Below are 25343 nucleotides of genomic sequence, written 5' to 3' on the forward strand. Positions count from 1 at the left end.
GCCGATGGATCAGAGTACTCTCCGCCACCGAATCACCGACCAGTTTTCTTACCGCGGCGAGCGAGCCGATATCTGGCGGGCGTTCGACCTCCTGTTCGATACTGACGAGTTCCTCAATCTCGGCTACTCGGAGTGGTACCAGCCACATATAGCCGGTTCGAGTCAACGTCGCCTCGTCACGGAAGTCGGCTCAAGGGTCGCGTCGCATCTACCCACAACCGACGGAGTGCGCCTCCTCGATGTCGGCTGCGGTCGGGGGGGTCCAGCCCTCCACCTCGCCTATCAGTTCGGCTTCAACGTCACTGGTGTCGACCTCGTTCCGTACAACATCCAGATGGCAACCGAGAACGCACGGGGTAAGCACCTCGATTCCGAGTTCATCATCGGTGACGCGACACAACTCCCGTTTACCAGGGACTCGTTTACCGCGTGTACAGCCATCGACGCACTCGTATACCTCCCCGAGCGGAATCGCGTTTTCGCTACAGTCGCAGATACCCTCGAACCCGAGGGGGTTCTCGTAGTCTCCGATCTCGTGATGCAGTCAGACGTGACTGAAACGGAACGGAGATTGGTCGATTCATTTGCGGATGCGTGGGATATGCCGTCCTTGGGTACTGTTGAAGGATACAAAGCTGCTCTCGACGAGACGAGCTTTGAGCTCAAAGCGGTCGAAGATATCACGAAACACAGCGTCGGACGCTTCCGAAAGTGGACGACGCTGTACCTCCAGCTACTCACGAGCCCGCTCCGGGCTCTCATTGAACGACTGTTAGGAGCGTATGATCTCGATCCCCCAGCGATTACTGAGCAGGTACGGAAGGCTCACCACGCGCTGCCGTTCCTGCGACACGTTATCTTCGTTGCGGAACTAGAGACTACTTGACTGCTACTTGCACGGCGCAAGAAAGAATCGGATCGTCACGTCGACGCTTGAGCATCCACGAATTTGGATGGACCTGTGGGGTCTTCACTGCTCGTGATTGTCGTGTGGTGGATCGTGACCCATAGGTTTAGAATTGGTTCAGACTCCAGTATTTATATAGGACACAGATAGGAATCCGTTGGTATACTCGAACGATAGTTCGGGATTGTGAGGTACTAACCGTTGATTGTGGAGTCAGAAAAGCCAAACCGTGCAGCACGGCTCAAATCGCTATGTATCCCGACTTTGGATTGCTAAGAACAAATTGCTTGATTCAGGCCCTCGTACCATTGATGTGGGGTGAAACCGAATGGCAACTGATCCAGTCTGTGGAATGGACGTCGATGAAAGTGATCCGGCGGCCACAGCTGAGTACGACGGTCAGACGTACTACTTCTGTGCCGAGGGCTGCAAGGAGACGTTCACCTCGACACCGGAGGAGTACGTCTAACCGACACACCCCACACCTGCGTCGTAGCTCCCCCACACCCACCCCCATTCCGCCTTTCGATGACCCAACCAGAACTTGACGACACGGATCGCGAAATCCTCCGTCTTTTAGCGGAGAACGCGAGACGACCCTACAGCACTATTGCTGAGGCTGTAAATCTTTCACCCCCGTCCGTTTCAGCACGCGTCCGTCAGTTGGAGCAAGAAGATGTCATTCGTCGATTCACCGTTGATCTCGACCTCACACAGTACGAAAACCGGATACACGTCATGGTACGCCTCCAGCCTGAGCTCGGAAAGACGGATTCTCTTCGAGAATCGATCCTCGAGACCCCAGCCGTAGAACACGTATTCACAACTGCGGAGGGCGAAATCGTAGCTGTTGCGACGCCGCCGCGGAATACAGTCGGAAACTGGGCGCAGCAATATCTACCACTGACTGACGTGCGGCGATACGACGTACAACTGCTGTCGAACGCTGCTCAATCAGCGTATGCCGAGGGGACTGAATCCGCACTCAAATGTGCAAATTGCGGAACCACTGTCGGTGAAGACGGACTAGCCACCCGTGTCGGTGGTTCACTCCAGCAGTTTTGCAGTGAGAACTGTGAAACAACGTATAGGGAACAGTATACAGAAAGTCAAGAGAAATCTGATGCTTAGAGTCTAGCATTAGCTGTATACTCAATTCCTGATTGCTTACGAGTTTGCTGCAAATAGTTTTGATTTGAAACAGTAATCGCAGTGAATTAGAAGCGTGTGTATACACCTATGGAAGCGTCCACAACCACCAAAGGAGAAGCTACAAGCAACAAGGTACTCGTCCGTGCTAATGAGATTGAAAAAACGTACGGATCGAGTTTTCCATTTACGCGGTCAGTGACCGTCCTCACCGATGCCGATCTCGAAATTCGGACGGGGGAAATCGTCGGGATCGTCGGCGCGAACGGGTCGGGCAAATCCACGCTCATGAACATCCTCGTCGGTGTCCTCGAACAGGATTCCGGAACAGTCGAACGGACGGGAACCGTTGGCTGGTGTCCACAGGAACCACTGCTTTACGACCGCTTGACGGTCGGAGAGACGTTCCGACTGTTCGGTTCCGGATACGGAATGACCGCCGAAGAAATCGACGAGGCCAAACACCGCTTGGCGTCGAAACTCGATTTCGAGCAGTACCTTGACTACCGAATCGACCAACTCAGTGGTGGAAACCGGCAGAAAATCAATCTCAGTATCGCCCTGATGCACGATCCGGACGTCCTCATGCTGGACGAGCCCTACACTGGATTCGACTGGGAAACGTATCTCACGTTCTGGGATCTCGCCGAGGAACTCGCTGCCGACGGAACAGCTGTCACGATGATTTCACACCTGATCGAAGAGCAAAGTCGTCTCGACCGCATCTATGAGGTTCGTGACGGACAGGTCTACGACGTGACTGACCAGGAAGGCGAGACTGATGCAACGGCCAGTGAACGGGGGGAAGAGACCGATGAATAGGGTTTGGACGGGGATTCGGGCGAACGTCTCCACCTTCCTCAGAACCCCCCTGAATGTTGTCCTAGCACTTCTCCTTCCGATTGTCGTTATCGAAGGCTGGGGACAAGCAATGGCTGGGTTACCAAGTATGCCGACGGTCGAGGCGATTCCGATCGAGCTAGGTCGCCTTCTCGGAGCGATATTCGGGGTCGCCATCATTGCCGGCCTGATGGGACTCGCGCAGATGATTAGTGCGCGTGCAGCCGATCGGCGACTCGTTCAGACAGGCTATCCACCCCGAACACTGCTTGCGACTCGATTAGCGGCGCTCGGAGGAGTGACCGTTGTCGTGGCTGCCGTGAACTACGGCGTTCTCTGGCTGACGATTTCACCGGGAGCCCCTGTCCTGACGTTCGTATTCCTCGTACTTGCCGGCCTCGTCTATGCGTTTCTTGGCGCACTCGTCGGGGCGCTCCTTCCACGACTGTTCGAAGGCTCGCTCGTCGTGGTGTTCCTTGCAATGATGGATGCGTTCCTCAGTGGCGACAGTCCGCTGGCCGCCGACGTTCCCGAGTTCGTGGAATACTTCCCGCTCTATCATCCAAAGGAACTCCTTCAGGAGGCGATGTTCCAAGGCACATATACGACGGGTGATCTCGGCTTCGTCGCCGGATACCTGCTAGTCCTGCTTGTACTCGTCACCGCAGTGTTCGGAGTGACGATGCGCACCAGTGGTGGGTGGTCCGCATGAGTCGTACGACAACGGCGTTCACAATCGGCATCAAAGAACAGGCGCGAAACTACGTCCTCGTCGCTCTACTGGTCGTCCTACCGGTCTCGTTCATCACGTTGGCGTTCGCAGTCACCCAGGACGTCGAGATGCCGGTTCGGACGCTCGTCGACGGTGAGACGGTGACGGTCATGCGAGGGATGCCTGAGGTCCACGGCGTGATTATGACGCCGATTACGAGCGCCCTCATCGCGGGACTCGCCGGGTTGTTCCTGATGCGAGAAGCCAAAGACACAGACGGTCGTCTGGCAGTCGCCGGCTATCGTGCACGACAGGTAATCACTGCCCGGTTTGGGGTCCTCGCAGCAATCACTCTCATCGTTACCGGCGTCTCAGTCGGCGTGATGCTCGTCGATTTCCAGCCTGAGCATCTCTGGTGGTTCGTCGCAGCGATGCTCGTCGTCTCGGTCACGTATGGTCTCATCGGGATGCTCGTCGGGGCCGTTTTCGACCGCCTAGCCGGGATGTGGCTAATGCTGATTCTCCCGATGCTCGATATCGGACTCTTCCAGGATCCGCTGTTCATCCAGTCCGAGCCCGAATGGTGGATGAAACTACTCCCCGGCTATTGGCCCGTCCGTGTGATGGTCGATACCGGACTCACAACGGACGTAGATACGACTCTCTCATTGGTGTGGGCTACTGGATACCTCCTCCTCGTAGCTGTCCTCACAATCGGCGTCTACTACCGAATTACACAGGAGAAGTAAGATCAGGCCAGTAGACTACTTACTCCGGTAACTGTAGGGGAGAAGACCCAAACAGCACTATATCCAGCTTCGCTCAATTGGATAGTTTGACTCGGATTTCACTACGACCGTCTGATCGGGCAAACGGTTCGGTGGACTCTGGTTGCTGCTGTGTCCCTCGTTCTCTGGGCACCGATGAGTGCGGCTTACGTTCCGCGGAGAAGTGCCGCGGCGTAGGAACAGGTCTTCGAAGGACTCCTGAGCGAGGGACCTCAGGCGTGTAGAAATGGCGACGACACCGCGCCTTACCGAGATGGGTCTTCACTCCCAGTCTCCAACCGTTCACGACGCTTCTGGAACTCTTCTTCGTCGATCTCGCCTCGTGCGTAACGACGTTGGAGGGTTTCCATAGCGGAATCGTCACTCTCTGGAGGTGCATCGCCTCGACCCATTGCCCAGTAGAGGAAGCCGCCGACCAGCCCCAGCATCCCGAGTGCCCCGCCGACGAACGGCAGCCCACCGAACCATCCACCGTTCCGGCCGTGCATCATCCCTGGACCCATCATTCCGCCATCGGTACTCCCACTGCCGTCGACGTCCGAGCCGACGGCAACGGCGCCGTTCTGGACGATCGTTTCGCTGTCTGGGACCTCGCCGTCCGGGATCGGGCTGTCTTCAGCTGGACCGCCAGGGCTACCAACGACGATGCGACCGACCATGCCGACCGTCTTGTGAGGGATGCAGTAGTAGTCGTACGTTCCGGGCACCTCGAACGTGTGCTCGAAGCTCCCCTGCGAGATGGTCCCGCTGTCGAAGGCGGTGGCGTCGGCGGGAACGCGGTCCGGATAGGCCGTCGCCGAGTGAGCTCCGGCTGCTATCTCGAAGCGGACGGTCGTGCCAGGTTCGACGTGGAGCCCGATCGGGTCGAAGTAGTTGTTGCCCATCTTCACGACGGGCGTCTCCTGTGCGGCGACTGGTTGGGTGAATCCCGCACTCGCGACTGTGCCAGCACCGAGCGCTCCCAGGAACTGGCGTCTACTGTAGTCTGTCATTGTAGCTGGTTGGCTTCTGTTATCCACGGATGATGCTGGCGAGCCGGTTCGTGAGTCCGGGCGATTGCTGGCCGGCGCTCTCGATGGCAGCCTCCAATTCGTCCCGGTCGACGATGCCGATGAACTCGGCCGTCTGTTCCCCGTTTGCATACACGAGCGTCGTTGGCGTCTTTCGGACACCGTACTCCTCGGCCGTCTCCAGATCGGTCTGGATGTCGACCTCCCGGAACTCGACATCCGGATACGCATCTTCGATACCCTCGTTTTTCTCTCGCTGCGTTGCGCACGCTCCACAAGTCTCCTGTGTGAACAGGATAACTTCCGTCATAGTAGCTAGTATGGTCTTATGCTTTTAGCACACTTCTATTCACATCCGAAAGCTGTGAGGGTCACAGATTTCGGATTCCAAGGGGCCGGACGTGAGTAACGCCGGAGGTTGGTGGTCGGACCGTCACTCCGAGCGTTCGAGCTTGTTCCGACGCGCCTCGAACTCTTCCTCGGTGAGATCTCCGCGGGCGTATGCCATACGCAGCTCCTCCATTGCGGGATTCCGCGACGACTGCGATGCCGTCACGCGACGGAAGACGAGATATCCGCCACCGAGCAGGAGGAGGAGGAAGACCAGCTGGACGAGCATCCCGACGAGTGGCCACCAGCCGCTGGTCGTCCCGTATCCACCCATCATTCCACCGTATCCCATCATCCCGCCGAATCCCATCCCCATCGTGAGCAAGGGGAGGACGATGATCGCCCCGAGGATGAGGAGGACGATGGTTGTGGTGTCGAGTTGGTTTGATGATGTCATGGTTCAGATCTCGGTCGATGATTCGAGTTCGTCCGCGACGCTGGCGAGAACGCGTTCGAACCGGTCGTGGACCTCGTTCGCGATCGAGTCGAGTGCCTCGTTGTCGGCGATGCCGACGAGCTGTTGTGGGTCGACGGCACTCACCATGACCTCGCCGCCGTCGGTTTCGTAGACAATGACGTTACACGGGAGGAGTGCGCCGAGTTCGATCTCTTCGTTCAGGCCCTCGTGTGCCAGCCCCGGGTTGCACGCACCGAGGATGCAGTACTGTCGAAACTCCTCGCCGAGTTTCTCCTCGAGCGTCGCTTGGACGTCGATGTCACAGAGGACGCCGAATCCTTCGTCTTTGAGCGCCGCAATCGTCGTGTCGACGACGTCGTCGAACTCACCGGTGACTGAAGTCTGTATTGTGTATTCCATGAAGTATCATACCCCGTCTACGGGGTTAACGGTTGGGTGCCGCAACGGCGGCCGTTGGGAATATGATGTATCGGCTGGAACAGCAGCTGCTCCAGTCATCCGGTGCGTTCGAGCTGTTCTCGCCGCCGATCGAATTCGTCATCCGAGAGCTCTCCGCGGGCGTAGCGCTCACGGAGAACCGACAGCGACTGCTCTTCGTTCCCACCGGAGCCTCGATTGAGGAGCGCATAGACAATGTAGAGCGGAACGGCGATGAGGAGCCCCATCCAGAGGAACCCCCAGAGCCCCATCGCTCCACCGAAGAGGCCCCAGCCGCCCCCCATCATGCCGCCGCCGTAGCTCCCACTACCGTGGGCAACAGCCGGTCCAGTCGCCGCAACTAGCAGCGGGACGGCGAGGATCGCGAGTCGCCGAGCAGTGCGTCCGATGTGAGTGGTGAGTTGCGTCATTATCTTGCGTTGGTGAGTTGTGGTGTTCGATTGGAGCGATCGAAACGGCCAGAGCCGTCAGCAGTGGCCCTGCCCGTACATCCCGCCGTTGTAGCCGTCGTCAGCCCCGTCGTGGTATTCCCCGTCAGCCATGTCCTGGGCCATCTCGTCGACGGTCACACCCATGTGCGACTCCATCCACTCGACGCTACCCGGGCCCATGTGTTCGGTCATCTGTGCCTCCATCCAAGTGGCCCATTCATCTGCGGTGGCATTGTCCGTAGGCGCGTCGTCAGCGGTCGTTGCGTTGTCGTGTGCGCTGACTGCCGGTGCGGCGAACGCGAGTCCGACAATCGCGAGCGCCACGAGCAGCCACCGGCCGAGTTTGAAGTTGGTCATTGTCTCTCTCCTCGGTTACTCGTAGGCCTGCTCGGGAGTTATCGACATGGGTGTGAATCCATACAGGAGAACGTTCGAGAACGTCTATAACATCTTCTAACCGTTTTGCTCGAGGGAGACCGTTCATACCTACGGAATTCGAGAGGGAGAGCGCCCGATAGATAGCGACTATTTTCCCGGTTGTTGCTGCCGAAGGTCATCACTCGGATACACACGATAGGTCCGACCCTGTCGTTCCCGATACAGCAGACCTCGCTCCTCGAGTGAACTCACGGTCTGGCTTACTTTACTCTTCGAGAACTCAGATCGATCCCGAAGTTCAATCTGCGTGATTCCGGGGGAGTTCAGGACGGGTTCGAGGACGCGTCGTTCATCATCCGGTAAGAGATCGAGAACGCGTGCTTGGGGGTCCGATTCAGGATTGATAGACGTCGCCGGTGCAGCGTCATCATCCATCGACGTAGCTGTTGCCGCCGATGTCTGTGCAGGATCGACAGGCGCCGTTGTGTCGGCCACTTCTGGATCGGTGAGTTCTCCCCGGACCACGTAATAGACGCCACCGATAACGCCAGCAACCAGCAGGGTTCCAACCACGTACCAGAGGGGGTCTGGGCCGTGCATCGTTCCCATAGATGAACCCATCATTGACCCCATCGATTGCTCGATAGCCCGACGCTGTTGATAGGCCCGCCAACTGAGTACCCCGCCGGCCAGGAGAACGAACCCGAGAAGCACACCGACGACAGTATCTGCTCGACGGCGATTCATATGACAGCCCCGAGTTGCGGGATTTGACTATTCATACCGTCTATTTGAGCGCAGTAGGTGTGACAATTGCGGATTGAAACTGTGATGATGAACCCCATCACAGCGGATGAACCACAGTGCGATCATCAGTGGTCATGATCGTGATCGTGGCTCGATATTTGCGGGCTTTGATTAGTAAATTCCGTTGGTTCTTCTTCGAACGTACGCTTGCATTTCTTTGAGCAAAAATAGTACGTCGTCCCATCGTGGGACGCACTCGGGCCCTCATCGTCGGTTCGCATCCCGCACACCGGATCTCGATACTGACCTGGTGCGCCGAGTCCCCGCCGGTAGACATACAGAAGGAACCCGGAGAGCGCAAAGGCGATAATATTGAGGTAGAACGTGTAGTTGAGCTCGAAGTACGTCTGTTCAGTCGCCGTCTCGCCGCCCGCCAGATCTGGAACGATACCCAGCGCGTCGAACAGCAGCTCCATGAGGAAGCCGGTGAACGCCATCGTGACGAAGAAGACGCCGAGGATGTACAGCATCACCTTCCAGCCGTAGTACTTCCGGTAGACGTTCAGGACGGGCACGGTGATGAGGTCGGCGTAGACGAACGCGATGATCCCGGCGAAGCTGACGCCACCACCCCAGAGCGCGACGGCGAACGGGACGTTGCCCATACTGCCGACGAAACTGAGGACGGCGATGATGACGCCCATGACGGCGTTCTCGGCAGTCACGAGCAGGCCGTCGCCCTGAATGAACAGCGTGTTCCACACCCACTGCGGGACGAAGACGATGACGAACCCAGAAATAAGGAAGCCGGCGACGATGTCTTTCCAGATCATCGACCACTCCTTGCGGTACTGATTCCCGACCTTGTACCAGCCACCCCACGACAGCAACTCGTCACGCCACCCGCCGCTACTCGACGTCTCCTGGCGATAGGTCTCCATACAGCCCTCCGAGCAGAATTTGAGCGTCTCACCGCCGTCGGTCGTGAGCGTGTACTCGTCTTTCCCCTCCATCCCGCAGGTGGGATCTTCCGTGACGCCCGCCTGGCGGTCGCGCTCGTTGAGCTTCTCGCGGACTTCGTTAAACAGGTTTTCGGGAAGCGTGAGGTGGACGATGGCGGCCATGACGGCGATGAGAATCAGGCCGCCGAGCAGTTCCGCGACGAGGAACTCCCAGCCAAGCAGGATGAGAATCATCAGCCCTAGTTCGACGATGAGGTTCGTCGACGCGAACATGAACGCGAGGAAGTTCACCGCGTGCGCCCCCTTCTTGAACAGGCCCTTCCCGATGGCGACGGCGCCGAAACTACAGCCACTGCTTGCTGCTCCGAACACAGTCGCCTTGGTAAGTCCAGTTAGATCGCCCTCACCCAGCACCTGTGCCATCCGCTCCTTCGAGACGTAGACCTGGACGAGACTCGTAATCGTGAGGCCCATGATGATCGCCCACGCCGCCGTCCAGAGAAATCCGACACCGATACGAAGGGATTCAAGAACTCCGTCGATTATCGTCGCCTGCATAGGTGTATCATTGTAGGGATCATCTATTGCGGTTTTGATTAGAATATACTGCCTATGAGGGTATCAGTACTATGGCATCGTAACCGTCGGCCATAGATGATCTATCGTGAAGAGGGGAAAACATTGCAAACCTCCACAAGCTCCACGGAATCCGACTTCAGATTCAAAAGGGGAATCTGATTAAATCACGCCGACGTATTAGAGGCTAATGGGACCAGTAGAGACCGATGATATCCCAAATGAGGGGAACACCACCTGGAAGAACAGCCTTCGCCGGCCTGCTCGGTTGTCCAGTACGGTAACTGTCACATCCACTTCCTAATTTACGATGGCTGTCGATCTGGCAATCCATGATGCACTCGTTCTCACAGCCGACGAGCGGAACCGCCTGTACGAGCGCGGCACAGTATGCATCACCGATGGCTGTATCGAAGAAGTCCGACCATCACGTGCAGGAGACGGAGAATTAGAAGCGTCCACCGTTATCGACGGGAACGGGAAACTGGTGATGCCGGGGTTGGTGAACGCCCACACGCACTTGGAGATGACACCGCTCATCGGTGCGTTTAGCGAACTCGAGCTGACGGAGATGCTTGGGAGTGGGACGGCCTTGTTTAACAGATTAGGGAACGGCGAATTCGAGTACCTCGTCGAGGCAGGCGTCGAGCTCGCAGCGCTCAATTTCCTCTTGGGCGGTGTCACGACCGTGAACTCGATGGACGCACGGCCTGCCGCAGGTGCAGAGGCGTTCGGGGAAGCAGGGCTCCGCGGATTTTTCGGCCCGGCGATCTCGGACCTCTTCTGGGACCAACCAGTCGATCAGCAGTTCTCCCGTGCTCGCGAGTTCGTCGAAACGTACCACGACACGTACGACGGCCGAATCAGGGCGACGATCTGCCCGCACGACGACTGGTCGTGTACCCGGCAGCTGTGGGAACGGACCGCATCCCTCGCCGCAGAGTATCCGGACCTGCTCGTCCACACGCACTTGCTCGAACTCGAGGAGAGTAACACGATGGCACGAGCGAACGGTGGCGAGGACTCGGTAGGATTGCTCGACGACGTTGGACTCCTGGACGACCGACTGGTCGCTGCTCACTTCCGCCTCGGCGACGAAGAGGACATCCAGCGAACCGCCGAGGCGGACGCGGCTGTTGCGCACTGCCCGTCCGTCTTCTGTTACTGGAATCCGGACGGGGAGACGCAGTGGACGCCCGTTCCCGAGCTTCGAGCCGCCGGCGTCGACGTCGGAGTAGGGATTGACGACCACTACTGGCACGACTCGTACAGCATGTTCGGTGAAGCGCGGCAAGCTCGGCTGGCGGCAAATCTCAAGCGTTCAGCCGGGCAGTTCGACTCGATGGAACTGATACGAATGCTCACTATCGAGGGCGCACGCGCGCTGGGGATGGGCGACGAGATCGGCAGTATCGAAGCGGGAAAGCGCGCGGATATTATCCTCCTCGACGTCGACAAACCGAAGTTCACGCCACTGACCAACGTTCCCGCACACGTCGTGAACAACGCGGTCCCGGCCGACGTCGAGACAGTGATCGTTGACGGCGACGTCGTCCTCCGGAATGGTGTGCCCGAGACAATGGACTCGGACGACGTGCGACAGCGAGTAAATCAGGCTGTCGAACGCTTCATGGACGAGACAGGCTGGGAGTTAGACATTGGTGGTAGTGAACCGCCGACCAGCATCGAGACTGTACGGGACCTCCCAAAGCGTGGCCCTGCGCGACTCCTGACTCGCCTCGCGATGCAATCCGCGCGTGATCGGTTCTCCTTCTAAGACCCTGCCAGCGTAGGGGTGGTTCCCCCTCAGGAATTTCTGTGGGCGCGAACGAACGCACGTCGCAGGACGGTCAGAAGAACGTACGTCTCGTACTTCTGGGTCTGGCAGTGCTCGCAGGGCTGCATATCCTCGACGATCTCCTCAATAGCGTCGTCGTACTCGTCGGTGAGCGTAGTGAGCGCGTCCGTGATCTGGGGCTGGGCAGCGTCGATCATCTCCTCGACGGCGGCGTCGGCCGAATCTGGTAGTGAGTACGAGAGGACGATCGTGTTCGCGTGGTAGTACTTCGTCGTCCCACCACGCCCCTCCTCGAAGCGAACGACGTCGACGAGGCCCGCATCCCGGAGCTCGTTGATGTGATGGCGGACCGTGTTCTCCGTCCGGTCGATGCCGCGATCGTCGAGGCGTTCGTGGACCTCGGTCGCAGTTAGGGCTTCCTCGGACAGAATGTCGAGGACCATCGCCCGCATCGGCTCGTCGATGGCGTCCGAAATCCGAGTGTCTCGCACCGCGATGTCGTCGAGACGGTGGTCGGTATCGGAATCACTCATACGAGGACTGAGCGCGAGCACGCGGGAAAAGGTAGCGGGGCAGGAGTCGGGTAGGTGTCTGTCGAGGTATCCAGTACAGGATGGACCCGCGATAGCGAAAGCCCTAGACGACCCGTTTGACTGTTCCAACGACTCGTATCCGAATTCAAACATATCATATAAAAAATACTTATTGAGGTACGGGCACTATCTCAAACTGTAATGAGCGACACAACCCAATTCCGCGTCCTCGACTTCGACTGCCCGACCTGCGCGAGTACCGTCGAACGCGCCCTGTCGAACGTCGACGGCGTCCAGCACGTCGAAGTCCACTACGCGACCGGCCGCGTCGAGATCGAGTACGACGACAGCGTCGCTGACCCCGACGCCTTCGCAGAGACCATCGAAAACCAGGGGTACACTCCCCAGCCCGCCTAACACTATGAACAAACAATCGATCACGCAGTACTACCGGAACCACCGGAAGGCCATCGTCACGGCGACAAGCGGCCTGCTGTACGGCGGTGGCTGGAGTCTCGGCTACCTCACGAGTTTCGAGATGGCAAGCGCCGCCATCCTCGTCCTCGCGACGGTCGTGGGTGGCTACGACATCGCCAAGACCGCTTACCACGAGGTCACCAACCGGACGCTCGGCATCAAGACGCTGGTGACGCTGGCCGCCATCGGTGCTATCGTCATCGGGGAGTACTGGGAAGCCGCCGCCGTCGTCTTCCTGTTCAGCCTTGGCAGCTACCTCGAAGGCCGGACGATGCGGAAGACCCGGACGGCACTTCAGGAGCTACTGGAGATGACGCCCGACACGGCGACCGTCCGTCGCGACGGGACACTCCAAAAGGTCTCCGCCCGCGATGTCGAAGAGGGCGAAGTCGTCGTCGTAAAGCCGGGCGGGAAGATCCCGGTCGACGGAACCGTCGTCGACGGCGAGAGCGCAGTCAACCAGGCGCCGGTCACCGGCGAGAGCGCGCCCGTCCACAAGGCCGACAGCGACGAGGTGTACGCCGGGACGGTCAACCAGGAGGGCGCGCTAGAAATCCGGACGACGGGAGCGGGATCGGATACGACTCTCGAACGGATCATCCGTCGCGTCGAGGAGGCCCAGGAGGCTCAGTCGCCCACGGAGAGTCTCATCGACCGGTTCGCGAAGTACTACACGCCGGCCGTCATTGCCCTGGCTATCGGCGCGTACGCGGTCACGCAGAACGCGATCCTGTCGCTGACGCTGCTGGTCATCGGCTGTCCGGGCGCGCTGGTCATCGGGCCACCGGTCAGCATCGTCTCGGCCATCGGTAACGCCGCCCGGTCGGGCGTGCTGATGAAGGGCGGCGAACACCTCGAACGCGCCGGCAAGATCGATCTCGTCGCCTTCGACAAGACGGGGACGCTCACGAAGGGCGAGACCACCGTCTCCGGTATCGAGGGGTTCGGCGTCGCCGCCGCCGACGTCCTCTCGCTCGCAGCGACCGCCGAGAAGAAGAGCGAACACCACCTCGCGGACGCCATCGTCGACATGGCCCGCGAACGCCAGACGGCTGCGACGGACGGTGGAGCGACGGTCGCCCAAGCGGACGATACGGACGTGGGGCGCAGGTCGGTCCCCGATCCCGACGACTTCGACGTGGTCGCCGGCAAGGGCGTCATCGCCCATGCCGATGGCCAGGAAGTCGTCGTCGGCAACCGCGCGCTGCTGGACGACCGCGACGTCGATGTCCCCGATCGGGTCGCCGACTACGTCCGCGAGCGTGAGGGGCGCGGCGAGACAGTCGTCCACGTCGTTCGGGACGGGGACATCATCGGCGCGATTGCGATGCGGGACGAGCTCCGGGAGGCCGCTCCTGGGGTCGTCGCGGCGCTCCAAGACGCTGGCATCGAGACGGTGATGCTCACCGGCGACAACGAGCGGACGGCCGCTGCCGTTGCCGAGGAGGTCGGTATCGACGAGTACCGTGCCGAACTCCTCCCCGAGGACAAGCAGTCCGTCATCGAGGGCTACCAGGCCGACGGCCACGTCGTCGCGATGGTCGGCGACGGCATCAACGACGCGCCATCGCTGGCCACTGCCGATGTCGGCATCGCGATGGGTGCTGCGGGAACGGACACCGCTATCGAAACGGCTGACATGGCGTTGATGGCCGACGACCTCGAACGCATCCCGTACGCGGTCAAACTCAGCAAGGCGACGCGCTGGAACGTCCTCGAGAACGTCGGGCTCGCGGTGCTGACCGTGACCGTCCTCCTCGCGGGCGTGCTCACCAGCTACGTCACCCTCGCGTCGGGAATGCTGGTCCACGAGGCCAGCGTCCTCCTCGTCATCCTCAACGGGATGCGACTGCTCCGCTACTGACCACGAGACACGATCACAACCACAACTCATGACATCGAATTCGACTGCGACTGACACGACCCAGACGAGAACCAATTGGCAGGTCGACTACGACGCCGACCCGATCGAAATCCGCGACCCCGTCGCGGAGGCCCTCGGCGTCCTCGAACCGGGCGAGCCGTTCGTCGTCACCTACCGGGACGCGGTGAAAGAAGCCGGACACTCCTGTCCGACAGCCTCGGGTGCCTATCGGATCGTCCAGCTCGGGCTCGACGCCCTGTATCCCGACGACTATCCAGTCCGGAGCGAAATCGAGGTCCAGACGGCCGGCCCGCAGGACGATGCCGCGTACGGCGTGATGAGCCGCATCATCTCGTACGTGACTGGCGCGACCGGCGATGACGGATTCAGCGGGCTCGCCGGCGGCTATGGCGGCCGCCGCGACCTCCTGCGCTTCGACGCGTTCGACCCGGACACGGCGGACCCGACGTTCCGGTTCCGGCGAACCGACACGGACGAGACCGTCGAAGTGACCTACCACGTCAGCGACGTTCCTGACGGTGGACCCGCAATCGGGAACCTCCAAGGGATTCTCGACGAATCGGCAACTGACCAGCAACGAGAGGCTTTCGCTGACGCCTGGCGCCGCCGGGTACAGGTCGTCCTCAGCGACGACTCGCTGTTCACCGTCGACGCGGTGTGAACGCGACGGTCTACCCCTCTCACTCGAAATAAGTTACTGCGGTACACTATCGATCTCCTCAAGGGCCTCAGTAGCGACATCACCTAACTCACCAGCCTCGATATGCGAGTACCGCTCACGAACCATCTCCTCAGAATTATCGAGATATCGGGCCGCCACAGTATATCCGAATGCCCGGACCAGAACCTCGCCCATGCCACGACGGCCACCGTGCGGAGCAAGATAATCGTGTTTCGGATGGTCGATGTCGATCTCCGCGGCCTCCGAGAGTCGTTGGAGAATCGACCGTGCGCCGTCCGTCGTGATCGACGGCGGCCGAATGTCCACATCGAGCGCCAGCAGCAGGTCGCGAGCGTACTCCGCACAGCGTTCAATGATTGCTTCTGGGCGTTCCCCTCGTTCGGCGAGGTTTTCCCGGACGAGCCCTGCGAGCGTCCGTTGGTCGAACGTCGGAAACACCGGCCAGCGCTCCGTTGGTGGGTCCATCAACTGGCGATAGCTTCGCAACGGCGAGATCACCGGATCGGGAAGGCTCGCGGCATCCCATTGCTGTTTCTTCCGGTAGACGTCCATACTCCCGTCGTCGACGGAGAGGTCCTCCCAGCGGACGCCGCGCCGGCGCGGGTCGTTCGGATCGCGGAGGAGTTCGCCAACGCGGACGGCGGTGTACGCGAGGACAAACACCAGCGCCCGGTCACGAGCCGCCTTCAACGCCGCGTAGCGTGCTCGCTGCTTGTCGAGGGGATCAGTATCCTCCGGGAGTGTCGTGTACGCCTCGACGGCGTCGCGGGCCCGTTCGTCGACGTGACGGGTGAGGGCGTGGCGCTGTTCGGACGTCCAGGCCTGCTGGTCGCCGGGCTTGCGACCGTCGTCCTCCGGCAGCGGCGCCATCGCACTCGCTCGCTGCGCGTAGTGGGCCTCAAGATATCCCTCGTTGACGCACCAGCCACACCACTGGAAGTTGAGACTACAGTAGGTTTAGTGGGGCTGTAGTGCGTGGTTTTGACCGGATCGATGACTGGAGACTGCTTCAGAACCCTCTCTAAACGACCATTATTGTTGAGGTTCCTACCATATGGACGGTTTTCTGCAACTCTCGGTAGCGTTGCCACTCAGACGACCCTCTATCACGGGTAGAGCACCGTACTACCCGATTCCGGTCTGCTTCTTCATCAGCGTGAGCGTATTATCGGCCGTCACAATGGGCGAGTGTTCGTACTCACCCGTCAACTCGACCTGGACGAGCAAATCGACCGCTCGCCAAATCGAGTACAAGAGACACGCGAACGCGAAGTAGAAGAACCGGAGCCCGAAATCCGTGGACGTCGTCGCAGCCATGAATCGCTTGATCGATCGATAGCCGCTCTCAATCTCCCAGCGATAGCCATACTCGCTGAGGAATCCACCGCCACGGTTGGACATGAACACCGAGTACTGTCGATAGTCGTCGTGTTCAGAGTCTTCTTTCCGGCGGTAGATTAGCGTCGTCTCGTGCCACTCATTCTTGTCGAGATGGAGTTTGCGGTTGGTCTCGTACCGGTCTTGATCGCGCTGGAGCAACCGTTTGGCTTGGGCTTTCTCGCTGGCCTGCATCCGCTTCGGGACGACGTAGGAGAGCCCACGCTGACTGATCATCTCCAGGATGTGCTGGCTGTCGAATTCCCGATCCATCAGCACGTTATCGACGTGAACGAGATCCTCGGCAGAGTTGAGCAGATCCTCGACGATTTCCTTGCGGGACTCGCCTTTCCGTACCGGGCGGGCATCAAGGACGAGTGGGACTGCGTTACCGACCAACTGGACTGTCGCCCACTGGTAGGCGTATTCGTCAGTCTTCTCCTTCGTCCCGATAATTTCGTCCTCGTGGCCCGTCCTATCGCCGGTAAAGGGATCATCCTCAGTGATGTCGATCGCGACGATGCCTGCGCGGAAGAACTCCTCTGTCTCCGCGAGCTCGTTGATGAGCTGTCGGAGTGCCTGTCGGTACATCTCGCGACTCTGCTCGATGGAGAAATCTCGAATCTGGTCGCGATGACCGTGTCCGAGTGGCGTTCGATCACGCGTCGACTCGAAAATGAAACTGCGAGCGCCCTCGTTGGCGGCCAAATTCTCACGGAGTCCCAAGTAGGTCTGTAAGCTCCAGTAAGCGTTCTCGGGAATCTCACAGTCCTCACCACGATTGAGCGAGAACGCGGGGAACACGACGCGACTGACGTGGTCGGTGATCTTCCCTGCCTTGTCGAGGATGGCCTGGTCGTTTGGGTCTGATTCAGAGGTGGCGTCGGCTCGATCCGGGAGGTTTCGTTCTGGTTCGCGTGGCAGGGCGACATCCGCGTTCTGTGCTTTGACGAGAATCGTACGAGCCGCTTTCTGGATCGTTTCCCGAAGATTTCCCGTGAATCGCTTGTTCCAGGTACGCCAGAGCGTCGACTGATCTGGTAGTGAGTCAAGCCCGAGTTGCTCACTAATCTCGGGTGACTGCTGGAGGTATTCGACGAGCGCTGTTTCGTGGGGCCACCCGTGGAGTTCCTTGAGGAGAAATACCCGGAACAGCTGCTCCATTTCGTACTGTGTGGTCGACGAGTAGCAGTCGTGCGGAGTGACCTCGAGATACGCCAAGGGAAACTGGCAGGCAAACTCATCAACCGACTCGTGAGCATCATGTTCGAACCAGACGCTCGCTACTATTCGAACGTCTTCCTCAACAGCAGCCAGTGAGCTTCGATCGTAGAGTGGGGTCGAATCGTAGTTGGGCCATTCAGAGTAAGGGAGTCGTGCAATGTGGCGAAAAACGGTCCGCCGTGACGCGCGCGTCGCAGTCACTGTGAGAGGATAGCTACTACACTCCTAAGAACCCGTTCACTGGCTCGGACTACACTTGCCCATTCTGTTTCAAGGCACGAATCGCTCGTGCTGCCGTCAATTTAAGCAATGCAACAACTGTATCACCAACTGCTAAACCAATTCCTCCAGATTGACGCGCCTCTGGGAGGAGTGAAATATGACACCACTGCCAGGCGCCTCTCAACGAAAACTACAGAGTCCTGGTTTTAATCACAAGTTCCTGTGTCCGACAGAGTTTCCGTCGCGGGTGCTGGTGGTTCGTGGGTCCCGAAGTTGGGATGGGTCTCCTCCATCCAGACGTACACGATTGCCCCCGATACGAACATCAGGAGTGCAGTCGCGTAGAACGCAGCCTCGGCGCTCACGAACTCCATAGTGAGTCCAATCAGGATCGCGCCGACGCCGTAGCCAGAGTCACGCCACATCCGATAGACGCCCATCCCGGTCGCGCGCCACGTCGGGTGGGCCGCATCGCCCGGGACTGTCATTAGGTTCGGATAGAGTAATGCCATCCCGAGACCCGACACCCCGGAGAGCACGACCCACGGGAGGTACCCGTCAACGAGAACCATCCCAAGGACGCCCACGCCAGCGAGGAACATCCCAACGAGGACCGGCGGTCGGCGTCCGATGCGGTCGGCGAGCCCGCCAGTCGCAATCTGAAGGAAGTACATCGCGCTGTGGACGGCCACGACAGAGCCAACGGCCGCAATTCCGAGTCCCTGACTAGTGAGATACAGTGGGACGGCAAGCCAGAACAGCGTGTCGACGAACTTCTCGATGTGCCCCGCTTGCGCCGCGGCGAACAGCGTCTTGTCGCCGTAGGTCGCCCGCTTCAGCACCTCGACAAACGGCAGGTTCGCGTCGTAGTGAGGGAAGTTGAGACTACACCGGGTTTAGCCGGCCTGTAATGCGCGGTCTCGGACGAATCGATGAGTGGAAACTGCTTCAGGTTACTCTCCAAACGGCCACTCTTGTTAGTATGCCTACTATATGATGGATTATCGGTCCCTTTCGGTAGCGTTGCCACTCAGACGGCGCTCTATCACGGGGAGAGTACCTTACTACCCGATTCCTGTCTCCTTCTTCAACAGCGTGAGCGTATTATCGGCAGTCACCATCGGTGATCGTTCGTATTCCCCGGTCAACTCGACTTGGACGAGTAGATCGACCGCTCGCCAAATCGAGTACAAGAGACACGCGAACGCGAAGTAGAAGAACCGCAGCCCGAAATCGGTCGAGGTTGTCGCGGCCATGAATCGCTTGATCGACCGATAGCCACTCTCAATCTCCCAGCGATATCCATATTCACTAAGGAAGCCCCCACCCCGGTTGGACATGAACACCGAGTACTGCCGGTGATCATCGTGTTCAGAGTTCTCCTTCCGACGGTAGATTAGCGTCGTCTCATGCCACTCGTTCTTCCCGAGATGGAGCTTCCGGTCGGTCTCGTACCGGTCTTGATCACGCTGGAGCAACCGCTTGGCCTGAGCTTTCTCACTCGTTTGCATCCGTTTCGGCACGACGTAGGAGAGCCCCCGCTGGCTGATCATCTCTAGAATGTGCTGACTATCAAACTCCCGGTCCATCAGCACGTTATCGACGTGGACGAGCTCTTCCGCCGAATCCAGCAAGTCCTCGACGATCTCCTTGCGTGATTCACCTTTCCGTACCGGACGGGCATCAAGGACAAGAGGGACTGCGTTGCCGACCAACTGGACTGTCGCCCACTGGTAGGCGTATTCGTCGTTCTTCTCCTTCGTCCCGATAATCTCGTCCTCGTGGCCCGTCCTATCGCCGGTAAAGGGATCGTCCTCAGTGATGTCGATCGCGACAATACCCGCTCGGAAGAACTCCTCTGTCTCCGCGAGCTCGTTGATGAGCTGTCGGAGTGCCTGTCGGTACATCTCGCGGATCTGCTCGATGGAGAGATCGCGAATCTGGTCGCGATGGCCGTGTCCGAGTGGTGTTCGATCACGCGTCGACTCGTGAATGAAGCTGCGAGCGCCCTCGTTGGCGGCCAAATTCTCACGGAGTCCCAAGTAGGTCTGTAAGCCCCAGTAAGCGTTCTCGGGAATCTCACAGCCCTCACCACGGTTGAGCGAGAACGCGGGGAATACAACGCGACTGACGTGCTTGGTAATCATCCCGGCCTTGTCGAGGAGGGCCTGGTCGGCAGGGTCCGATTCAGTAGCGTCGTCGCCTCGATCCGGGAGGTTTCGTTCTGGTTTGCGTGGTACAGCGACACCCGCGTTCTGCGCTTTGATCAAGATTAGTCGAGCCGCTTCCTGGATCGTCTCGCGGAGATCGCGCGTGAAACGCTCGTTCCATGTGCGCCACAGTGTCGATTGATCCGGAACCGTCCCCAACTCGAGGCGTTCACAAAGTTCGGGGTAGGTATCGAGGTACTCGACGAGAGGTGTTTCGTGCGTCCAGCCGTGGAGTTCTTTCAGCACGAACACGCGAAAGAGGGTATCCATCTCGTAGCATGTCGAACTCTCGTAGCAGTCGTGGGCTTCGAAGCGAAAGTAGGCCAGAGGAAGCTCGCAGACAAACTGTTCGAGTGAGTCATGATCAGGGTGCGTAAACCAGACACGTGAGACGACTCGAACGTCTGATTCTAACCCACCAAGTGAGGAGCGATCGTACAGCGGTGTCGAGTCATATTCGGGCCATTCGACGCGCTGCTGGTGTGCGATTCGTCGAAAGACGCTGCGTCGAGACTCGCGAGTCGCAGCCACTGCAGAAGAATAGCCCGGAGACGCTCAAGAGTCCGTCCAACCGACCAGTAGAGGAAGAGTTCTGTGCTCTGTTGGATCCCTCAATCGCGAACAGGACTGGTGCAGCTAATCGTTAGATATAGCTGATTTAATGACTTTCAACACGTGCCAGCGCCGCCTCCCCTTGACCTTATCCTGAACAACAGAGACAGAGATGCTGTTAAGATTGCTCAATGCGCCTCAGATCCAGTTCCTGTCGCGAAGGATACAATAAGACCGATGATGAGAACGCCAACAACGCCTAGAAGTCCCCGGATAACCAGTTTCACACTACCTGATTTTGCTGGGTCGGGGTACATGAGGAAGAGAACTGTGATTACGAATAGCAGTACAGTCATGAGACCGACACTGGCGTCTCCGAGAATTTTATTCATAGCCGTATTTTTGGAGATGAGTTATTATATCATTCGGATTCGAACGCTCAGTTGTGCGACCGGTCGGCTCTTATATCGGTCGTCCAAAGGGGGTGTATGGCTGAGAGTGGGCTTGCAGCAGGCTACCAACGATCGAGTCCATGGCCCGTCTTCCTTGCGCTTGGACTTGTCCTTTCCGAGGTTGGCGTCTTCCTTGCGGGTGTACTCCTCCCGGTCGCAGTCGGTGGACTCCTACTTCTTGAGGTGTGTATTATCGGAATCTTCAGAGAATCCGGGTATGCACGTACGCTCTCGCGCCCAGCCCTTGGAATTGGGAGTCTCTTCACAACGGCCGGACTCGTATTACTCGCGGCAACAACATATTGGGTACGCGGCGTTACAGTGCTCGCTGCTGGTGTCCTGGCAGTTATCGGTGCAATTGTGTGCTGGCTCTACGAGACACGTCGACTATGAGTGAGCGCGCCCCAACCCGATCCGGTTCTCATATCGTAATCGCGATGCTCATCGTCGCCATTCTTACAGCCGCTGGATTCGGATACGCGGTCGGTGCCTCCGTCCTTCAGAGCGCTGTTGAGAAAGGGATAGAGGCGACGCTTGGTCCGATATCGTTCGCACTCTCCCCATTCAACCTCTTCCTCTACGGGATGATTTCGGTCAGCATTGGGATGGCCGTCATACTGGGTATTGTGCTCTTCCTCTCGAAGTATGATACTGCGTCTCTGAGAGACTAGCCGAGAAGCACTGCGGGTGCTGAAGAGAGCGAGAAATACGCGACGCCGAATTGGACCGCGTTATACGTCGCATGAACAAGTGCTGGGACGGCGAGGTTCTCTGTATATTCGTAGAGGACACCGAGGACGAGTGCGATGAGGAACACACCACCGAGGTAGACGAGCTTTCCGTCGCCGGAGAGCGAAGAGACATGCAGAACTGCGAAGGTTGCACTCGCGATCGGGATCGCAACAGTCGGTGTGAACTCGCTACGGAGCCGTCCTTGGATGGCGCCACGGAAGAGCAATTCCTCGCCAGGCCCAACAAGGAGGTAGGAGAGCGGGATCATGAGGAGGAGGACGGCGGGGTTTTTGGCTGCCGTAGTCACGACTTGGTTTGTCGCCGAATCAAGCCCGAGGAAACTCGCCGTCATGGAGAGACCGACCCAAAGCGCGAGTGTCGCGACACTTCCAGCGACGATAATCGCGAGATCACGCCGCGATGGAACCGCTACCGGGAGTGGTGGAGATGTATTGCCAAGTCGGCTGTAGAGGAGCGCGACCCCCCCAAACGCAATACCTTGGAGAAGTGTGGCGCTAAGTACGAGTTGAATAGCGGGACGGTCAAAGACCGGAATACCAACAACAGTGAGGAGTCCGGCTCCCGTCGCGACGAGGAGTGTACCGACACCGAACCCAACAATAGCGAGTGCGATGGTGAGAGTCACCGATCGGACACGGTCCGAGATCGCATTCATACACAAAGATGTGCGTGGGCCGTAGAAATGCTGGTCGGTCTTGACCATCACTCTATTATATACGAATCAGTTCACCCATCTGGAATAATAATATAGGGAGTTAAATTGGCAATACAGCCCATATAGACCGTTTCAGTTAACAGGTGGATTAATAACTGTATGATGGTTATCTCCGAGTATGAGCGATCCACCAGCATCAGCACACGACCATAATCACGACGATGACGACCATGATCACGACCACGATCATGGCCACGAGCATGATGAGCCAGTGGCAGACCTGGTGAACGGAGAGGTAGTACAGTTGTCCGTTCCGGAGATGGACTGCCCGTCCTGTGCCGGGAAAGTCCGGAAGAGCGTGCAGCAACTCGACGCCGTTGAGACGGTCGACCCGCAGGTCACGACTGGTACCCTCACCGTCAGCTACGAGAAGGAGGGAACCACGCCAGAGGCCATCGCCGAGCGCGTCGAGAAGGCCGGCTATACCGTCGAATCTGGCGTCGGTGAGACGACCGAGACGTTCACCGTTCCGGAGATGGACTGCCCGTCCTGCGCGGGGAAGGTCGAGAACGCCCTCGAGGACGTCACTGGCGTCAGCACCTATCAAACCCAACCCACGACTGGGAAAGTCGTCGTCACGTACGACCAGGCGCACGTGTCGGCTGACGACGTGACACGGGCGATCGAGAGCGCTGGCTACGACGTCACTGAGACGACGGTCTCCAGGGGGGAAGGGAGTAGTGGACTGGCAGAGACTGACGGGGTCTGGCAGAGTGATCGCGCGACGAAGACATGGATTAGCGGTGGGTTTGTCGCGCTCGGCCTGCTCTTCGAATTCGTCCTGAGCGGCCAGAACTCTACGCTGATTACGGGGCCATTTACGCTCGCGCTCGCGGACGTCCTCTTCCTGATCGCAGTTTCGGTTGGTGGTCAGGAGATCATCGAGGGAGGGTATTACTCGCTGCGCAACCGGAATCTGGACATCGACCTGCTGATGTCCATCGCGATTACGGGGGCACTCGTCGTCAGTGTCGGCTTCGGCGAGGGGCTCTATATGGAGGCCGCGATGCTCGCCTTCCTCTTCAGCGTCGCCGAGCTTCTGGAGCGCTACTCGATGGACAAGGCCCGCAACTCCCTGCAGGAGCTGATGGACCTCTCCCCGGACGAAGCCACCGTCAAACGGGACGGCGAGGAGATGACGGTGCCCGTCGAGGACGTCCGCGTCGGCGACGTCGTCGTGGTCAAGCCCGGTGAGAAGATTCCGATGGACGGCGAGGTCAGCGTCGGCGAGAGCGCGGTCAATCAGGCGCCCATCACCGGCGAGTCCGTCCCCGTGGACAAGACGGATGGCGACGAGGTGTACGCCGGCACCATCAACGAGGAGGGCTACCTCGAAGTCCGAGTCACTTCCGAGGCTGGGGACAACACGCTCTCGCGCATCATCGAGATGGTCGAGGACGCACAGGCGAACAAGACCGAACGCGAGCAGTTCGTCGAGCGCTTCGCCGGCTACTACACCCCGGTCGTCGTCGCGTTCGCCGTCCTCGTCACGCTCGGCACGCCGTTCGTCCTCGGGGCGACCTGGGAGCAGTCCGTCGTCTACGGCCTCACCCTGCTCGTCCTCGCGTGCCCGTGCGCGTTCGTCATCTCGACGCCCGTCTCGGTGGTGTCGGGCATCACGAGCGCCGCGAAGAACGGCGTCCTCATCAAGGGCGGACAACACCTCGAGGCGATGGGCGACGTCGAGGCCGTCGCGCTCGACAAGACCGGCACGCTCACCAAGGGCGAACTCGCCGTGACGGACGTCATTCCGCTCAACGAGAACACCGAGGACGACGTCCTGCGGTGTGCGCGCGGCCTCGAGTCGCGCTCCGAACACCCCATCGGCGCAGCCATCGTCGACCACGCCGCGGAGAACGACGTCGGGAAGCGCTCGGTTTCCGAGTTCGAGAGTGTCACCGGGAAGGGCGTGCGCGCTGACCTCGACGGCGAGACGCACTACGCGGGCAAGCCGGGGTTCTTCGAGGAACTCGGCTTCGACCTCTCGCACGTCCACGCCGTCACCGACGGCGGGGTCGTCACGCAGACCAGCCAGCGCCTCTGCGAGCGGAACAACTGCCTCGACCTCCTCCAGGACACCATCCCCGACCTCCAATCCGAGGGGAAGACGGTGATTCTCGTCGGGACGGAGGACGAACTCGAAGGCGTCATCGCCGTCGCGGACGAAGTCCGCCCCGAAGCGCGTCGCGCCGTCGAGCGCCTGCACGACCTCGGCGTCGCGCACGTCGTGATGCTCACCGGCGACAACGAGCGTACTGCACGCGCCATCGCCGAGGAGGTCGGCGTTGATGAGTTCCGCGCGGAACTCCTCCCCGACGAGAAGGTCGAAGCCATCCAGGACCTCGACGGCGAGTACGACGGCGTCGCGATGGTTGGCGACGGCGTGAACGACGCGCCGGCGCTCGCAACGGCGACTGTCGGTGTCGCAATGGGTGCGGCCGGTACGGACACCGCCCTCGAGACGGCGGACATCGCGCTGATGAGCGACGACCTCGCACGCCTCCCCTATCTCTACGAACTGTCGCACGACGCGAACGGCGTCATCCGGCAGAATGTCTGGACGAGTCTCGGCGCGAAAGCCGCCCTCGCGCTCGCCGTGCCTTTTGGCCTCGTCCCCATCTGGGCGGCCGTCCTCGTCGGCGATGCCGGGATGACGCTCGGCGTCACCGGCAACGCGATGCGCCTCTCCCGAATCACCCCCGAGGACGACTAGAGCG

At 59.4% G+C, this 25343-nt stretch carries 26 protein-coding genes and 2 pseudogenes; 13 read left to right on the forward strand and 15 right to left on the reverse strand.

The genetic code is table 11. The features are described from left to right. The first annotated feature begins 4 nt into the window (after window positions 1-4). The 6 genes from IEY12_RS12585 (at window position 5) to IEY12_RS12610 (ending at window position 4357) form a co-directional block, all read left to right on the forward strand. On the forward strand, window positions 5-886 hold the full coding sequence (locus tag IEY12_RS12585) for a class I SAM-dependent methyltransferase (RefSeq protein WP_004594607.1): 882 nt from the start codon (window positions 5-7) through the stop codon (window positions 884-886). 349 nt (window positions 887-1235) lie between these two features. Continuing rightward, window positions 1236-1376: a YHS domain-containing protein gene (locus tag IEY12_RS12590; protein WP_011222411.1), complete on the forward strand. Its 141-nt coding sequence runs from the start codon at window positions 1236-1238 to the stop codon at window positions 1374-1376. A gap of 59 nt (window positions 1377-1435) precedes the next feature. Continuing rightward, window positions 1436-2038, forward strand: coding sequence for an AsnC family transcriptional regulator (locus IEY12_RS12595; protein WP_004594609.1), 603 nt, complete (start codon window positions 1436-1438; stop codon window positions 2036-2038). 216 nt (window positions 2039-2254) lie between these two features. Further along, window positions 2255-2878, forward strand: a complete 624-nt coding sequence (locus IEY12_RS12600; protein WP_004594610.1) for an ABC transporter ATP-binding protein — start codon at window positions 2255-2257, stop codon at window positions 2876-2878. A 127-nt stretch (window positions 2879-3005) separates the two neighbouring features. Then, window positions 3006-3608 carry an ABC transporter permease gene (locus IEY12_RS12605; protein WP_004594611.1) on the forward strand — a complete coding sequence of 201 codons (603 nt, stop codon included), beginning with the start codon at window positions 3006-3008 and terminating at the stop codon, window positions 3606-3608. Then, window positions 3605-4357, forward strand: coding sequence for an ABC transporter permease (locus tag IEY12_RS12610; protein WP_004594612.1), 753 nt, complete (start codon window positions 3605-3607; stop codon window positions 4355-4357). Before IEY12_RS12605 ends, IEY12_RS12610 begins: the two co-directional genes overlap by 4 nt. Before the next feature lie 284 nt (window positions 4358-4641). Here the strand turns inward: IEY12_RS12610 and IEY12_RS12615 are convergent, their stop codons facing one another. From IEY12_RS12615 to IEY12_RS12650, 8 genes are all read right to left on the reverse strand, one after another. Further along, window positions 4642-5388: a plastocyanin/azurin family copper-binding protein gene (locus IEY12_RS12615; protein WP_004594613.1), complete on the reverse strand. Its 747-nt coding sequence runs from the start codon at window positions 5386-5388 to the stop codon at window positions 4642-4644. Window positions 5389-5407: 19 nt separating this feature from the next. Beyond that, on the reverse strand, window positions 5408-5716 hold the full coding sequence (locus IEY12_RS12620) for a thioredoxin family protein (protein WP_004594614.1): 309 nt from the start codon (window positions 5714-5716) through the stop codon (window positions 5408-5410). 123 nt (window positions 5717-5839) lie between these two features. Further along, entirely contained in the window at window positions 5840-6193 is a 354-nt protein-coding gene (locus tag IEY12_RS12625) for an SHOCT domain-containing protein (RefSeq protein ID WP_004594615.1), read from the reverse strand. Between the two features lie 3 nt (window positions 6194-6196). Further along, window positions 6197-6613, reverse strand: a complete 417-nt coding sequence (locus tag IEY12_RS12630; RefSeq protein ID WP_004594616.1) for a DUF302 domain-containing protein — start codon at window positions 6611-6613, stop codon at window positions 6197-6199. A gap of 95 nt (window positions 6614-6708) precedes the next feature. Continuing rightward, window positions 6709-7062 (reverse strand): SHOCT domain-containing protein, encoded by a 354-nt coding sequence (locus tag IEY12_RS12635; RefSeq protein WP_004594617.1) that lies wholly within the window; start codon window positions 7060-7062, stop codon window positions 6709-6711. Between the two features lie 57 nt (window positions 7063-7119). Next, a complete protein-coding gene (locus IEY12_RS12640) occupies window positions 7120-7440 on the reverse strand; it encodes a hypothetical protein (RefSeq protein WP_004594618.1) in 321 nt (106 codons plus the stop codon). A gap of 168 nt (window positions 7441-7608) precedes the next feature. Then, complete coding sequence (locus IEY12_RS12645; RefSeq protein ID WP_011222408.1) at window positions 7609-8208, reverse strand: helix-turn-helix transcriptional regulator; 600 nt, start codon at window positions 8206-8208, stop codon at window positions 7609-7611. Window positions 8209-8333: 125 nt separating this feature from the next. After that, the gene (locus IEY12_RS12650) at window positions 8334-9728 is read right to left on the reverse strand and encodes a permease (protein ID WP_004594620.1); all 1395 of its coding nucleotides are present in this window, start codon (window positions 9726-9728) and stop codon (window positions 8334-8336) included. 328 nt (window positions 9729-10056) lie between these two features. Between IEY12_RS12650 and IEY12_RS12655 the strand changes: the two genes are divergently transcribed. Then, on the forward strand, window positions 10057-11523 hold the full coding sequence (locus IEY12_RS12655) for an amidohydrolase family protein (RefSeq protein ID WP_011222406.1): 1467 nt from the start codon (window positions 10057-10059) through the stop codon (window positions 11521-11523). A 29-nt stretch (window positions 11524-11552) separates the two neighbouring features. On the opposite strand, the gene IEY12_RS12660 is transcribed toward IEY12_RS12655, so the two are convergent. Beyond that, window positions 11553-12077: an ArsR/SmtB family transcription factor gene (locus IEY12_RS12660; protein ID WP_004048660.1), complete on the reverse strand. Its 525-nt coding sequence runs from the start codon at window positions 12075-12077 to the stop codon at window positions 11553-11555. A 201-nt stretch (window positions 12078-12278) separates the two neighbouring features. On the opposite strand from IEY12_RS12660, the gene IEY12_RS12665 reads away from it, so the two are divergent. The 3 genes from IEY12_RS12665 to IEY12_RS12675 are packed head-to-tail and all read left to right on the forward strand — an operon-like array spanning window position 12279 to window position 15100. Then, entirely contained in the window at window positions 12279-12494 is a 216-nt protein-coding gene (locus tag IEY12_RS12665; RefSeq protein ID WP_004594622.1) for a heavy-metal-associated domain-containing protein, read from the forward strand. 4 nt (window positions 12495-12498) lie between these two features. Then, a complete protein-coding gene (locus tag IEY12_RS12670) occupies window positions 12499-14418 on the forward strand; it encodes a heavy metal translocating P-type ATPase (protein ID WP_004594624.1) in 1920 nt (639 codons plus the stop codon). 28 nt (window positions 14419-14446) lie between these two features. Further along, window positions 14447-15100, forward strand: coding sequence for a hypothetical protein (locus IEY12_RS12675; protein ID WP_188884066.1), 654 nt, complete (start codon window positions 14447-14449; stop codon window positions 15098-15100). Window positions 15101-15133: 33 nt separating this feature from the next. Here IEY12_RS12675 and IEY12_RS12680 read toward each other — a convergent pair. From IEY12_RS12680 to IEY12_RS12700, 5 genes and pseudogenes are all read right to left on the reverse strand, one after another. Next, window positions 15134-16057 (reverse strand): annotated as a pseudogene (locus tag IEY12_RS12680) (site-specific integrase); the annotation flags it as partial. A 189-nt stretch (window positions 16058-16246) separates the two neighbouring features. Further along, on the reverse strand, window positions 16247-17923 hold the full coding sequence (locus IEY12_RS12685; RefSeq protein ID WP_188884067.1) for a transposase: 1677 nt from the start codon (window positions 17921-17923) through the stop codon (window positions 16247-16249). Between the two features lie 227 nt (window positions 17924-18150). Then, window positions 18151-18816, reverse strand: a pseudogene (locus IEY12_RS12690) (MFS transporter); the annotation flags it as partial. 192 nt (window positions 18817-19008) lie between these two features. After that, window positions 19009-20685 carry a transposase gene (locus IEY12_RS12695; protein WP_123078669.1) on the reverse strand — a complete coding sequence of 559 codons (1677 nt, stop codon included), beginning with the start codon at window positions 20683-20685 and terminating at the stop codon, window positions 19009-19011. 209 nt (window positions 20686-20894) lie between these two features. Further along, on the reverse strand, window positions 20895-21098 hold the full coding sequence (locus IEY12_RS12700) for a hypothetical protein (RefSeq protein ID WP_148040713.1): 204 nt from the start codon (window positions 21096-21098) through the stop codon (window positions 20895-20897). Between the two features lie 96 nt (window positions 21099-21194). On the opposite strand from IEY12_RS12700, the gene IEY12_RS12705 reads away from it, so the two are divergent. Both IEY12_RS12705 and IEY12_RS12710 read left to right on the forward strand, forming a co-directional pair. After that, window positions 21195-21551, forward strand: a complete 357-nt coding sequence (locus IEY12_RS12705; RefSeq protein ID WP_123078667.1) for a DUF7541 family protein — start codon at window positions 21195-21197, stop codon at window positions 21549-21551. Further along, on the forward strand, window positions 21548-21829 hold the full coding sequence (locus IEY12_RS12710; protein ID WP_148040712.1) for a hypothetical protein: 282 nt from the start codon (window positions 21548-21550) through the stop codon (window positions 21827-21829). Before IEY12_RS12705 ends, IEY12_RS12710 begins: the two co-directional genes overlap by 4 nt. On the opposite strand, the gene IEY12_RS12715 is transcribed toward IEY12_RS12710, so the two are convergent. After that, on the reverse strand, window positions 21826-22536 hold the full coding sequence (locus tag IEY12_RS12715) for a CPBP family intramembrane glutamic endopeptidase (protein ID WP_188884068.1): 711 nt from the start codon (window positions 22534-22536) through the stop codon (window positions 21826-21828). The two genes, IEY12_RS12710 and IEY12_RS12715, sit on opposite strands and share 4 nt — an antisense overlap. A 208-nt stretch (window positions 22537-22744) precedes the next feature. Between IEY12_RS12715 and IEY12_RS12720 the strand changes: the two genes are divergently transcribed. Beyond that, the gene (locus IEY12_RS12720; protein ID WP_123078661.1) at window positions 22745-25339 is read left to right on the forward strand and encodes a heavy metal translocating P-type ATPase; all 2595 of its coding nucleotides are present in this window, start codon (window positions 22745-22747) and stop codon (window positions 25337-25339) included. Window positions 25340-25343 lie beyond the last annotated feature (4 nt).

Source organism: Halarchaeum grantii, from assembly GCF_014647455.2.
GTDB lineage: Archaea > Halobacteriota > Halobacteria > Halobacteriales > Halobacteriaceae > Halarchaeum > Halarchaeum grantii.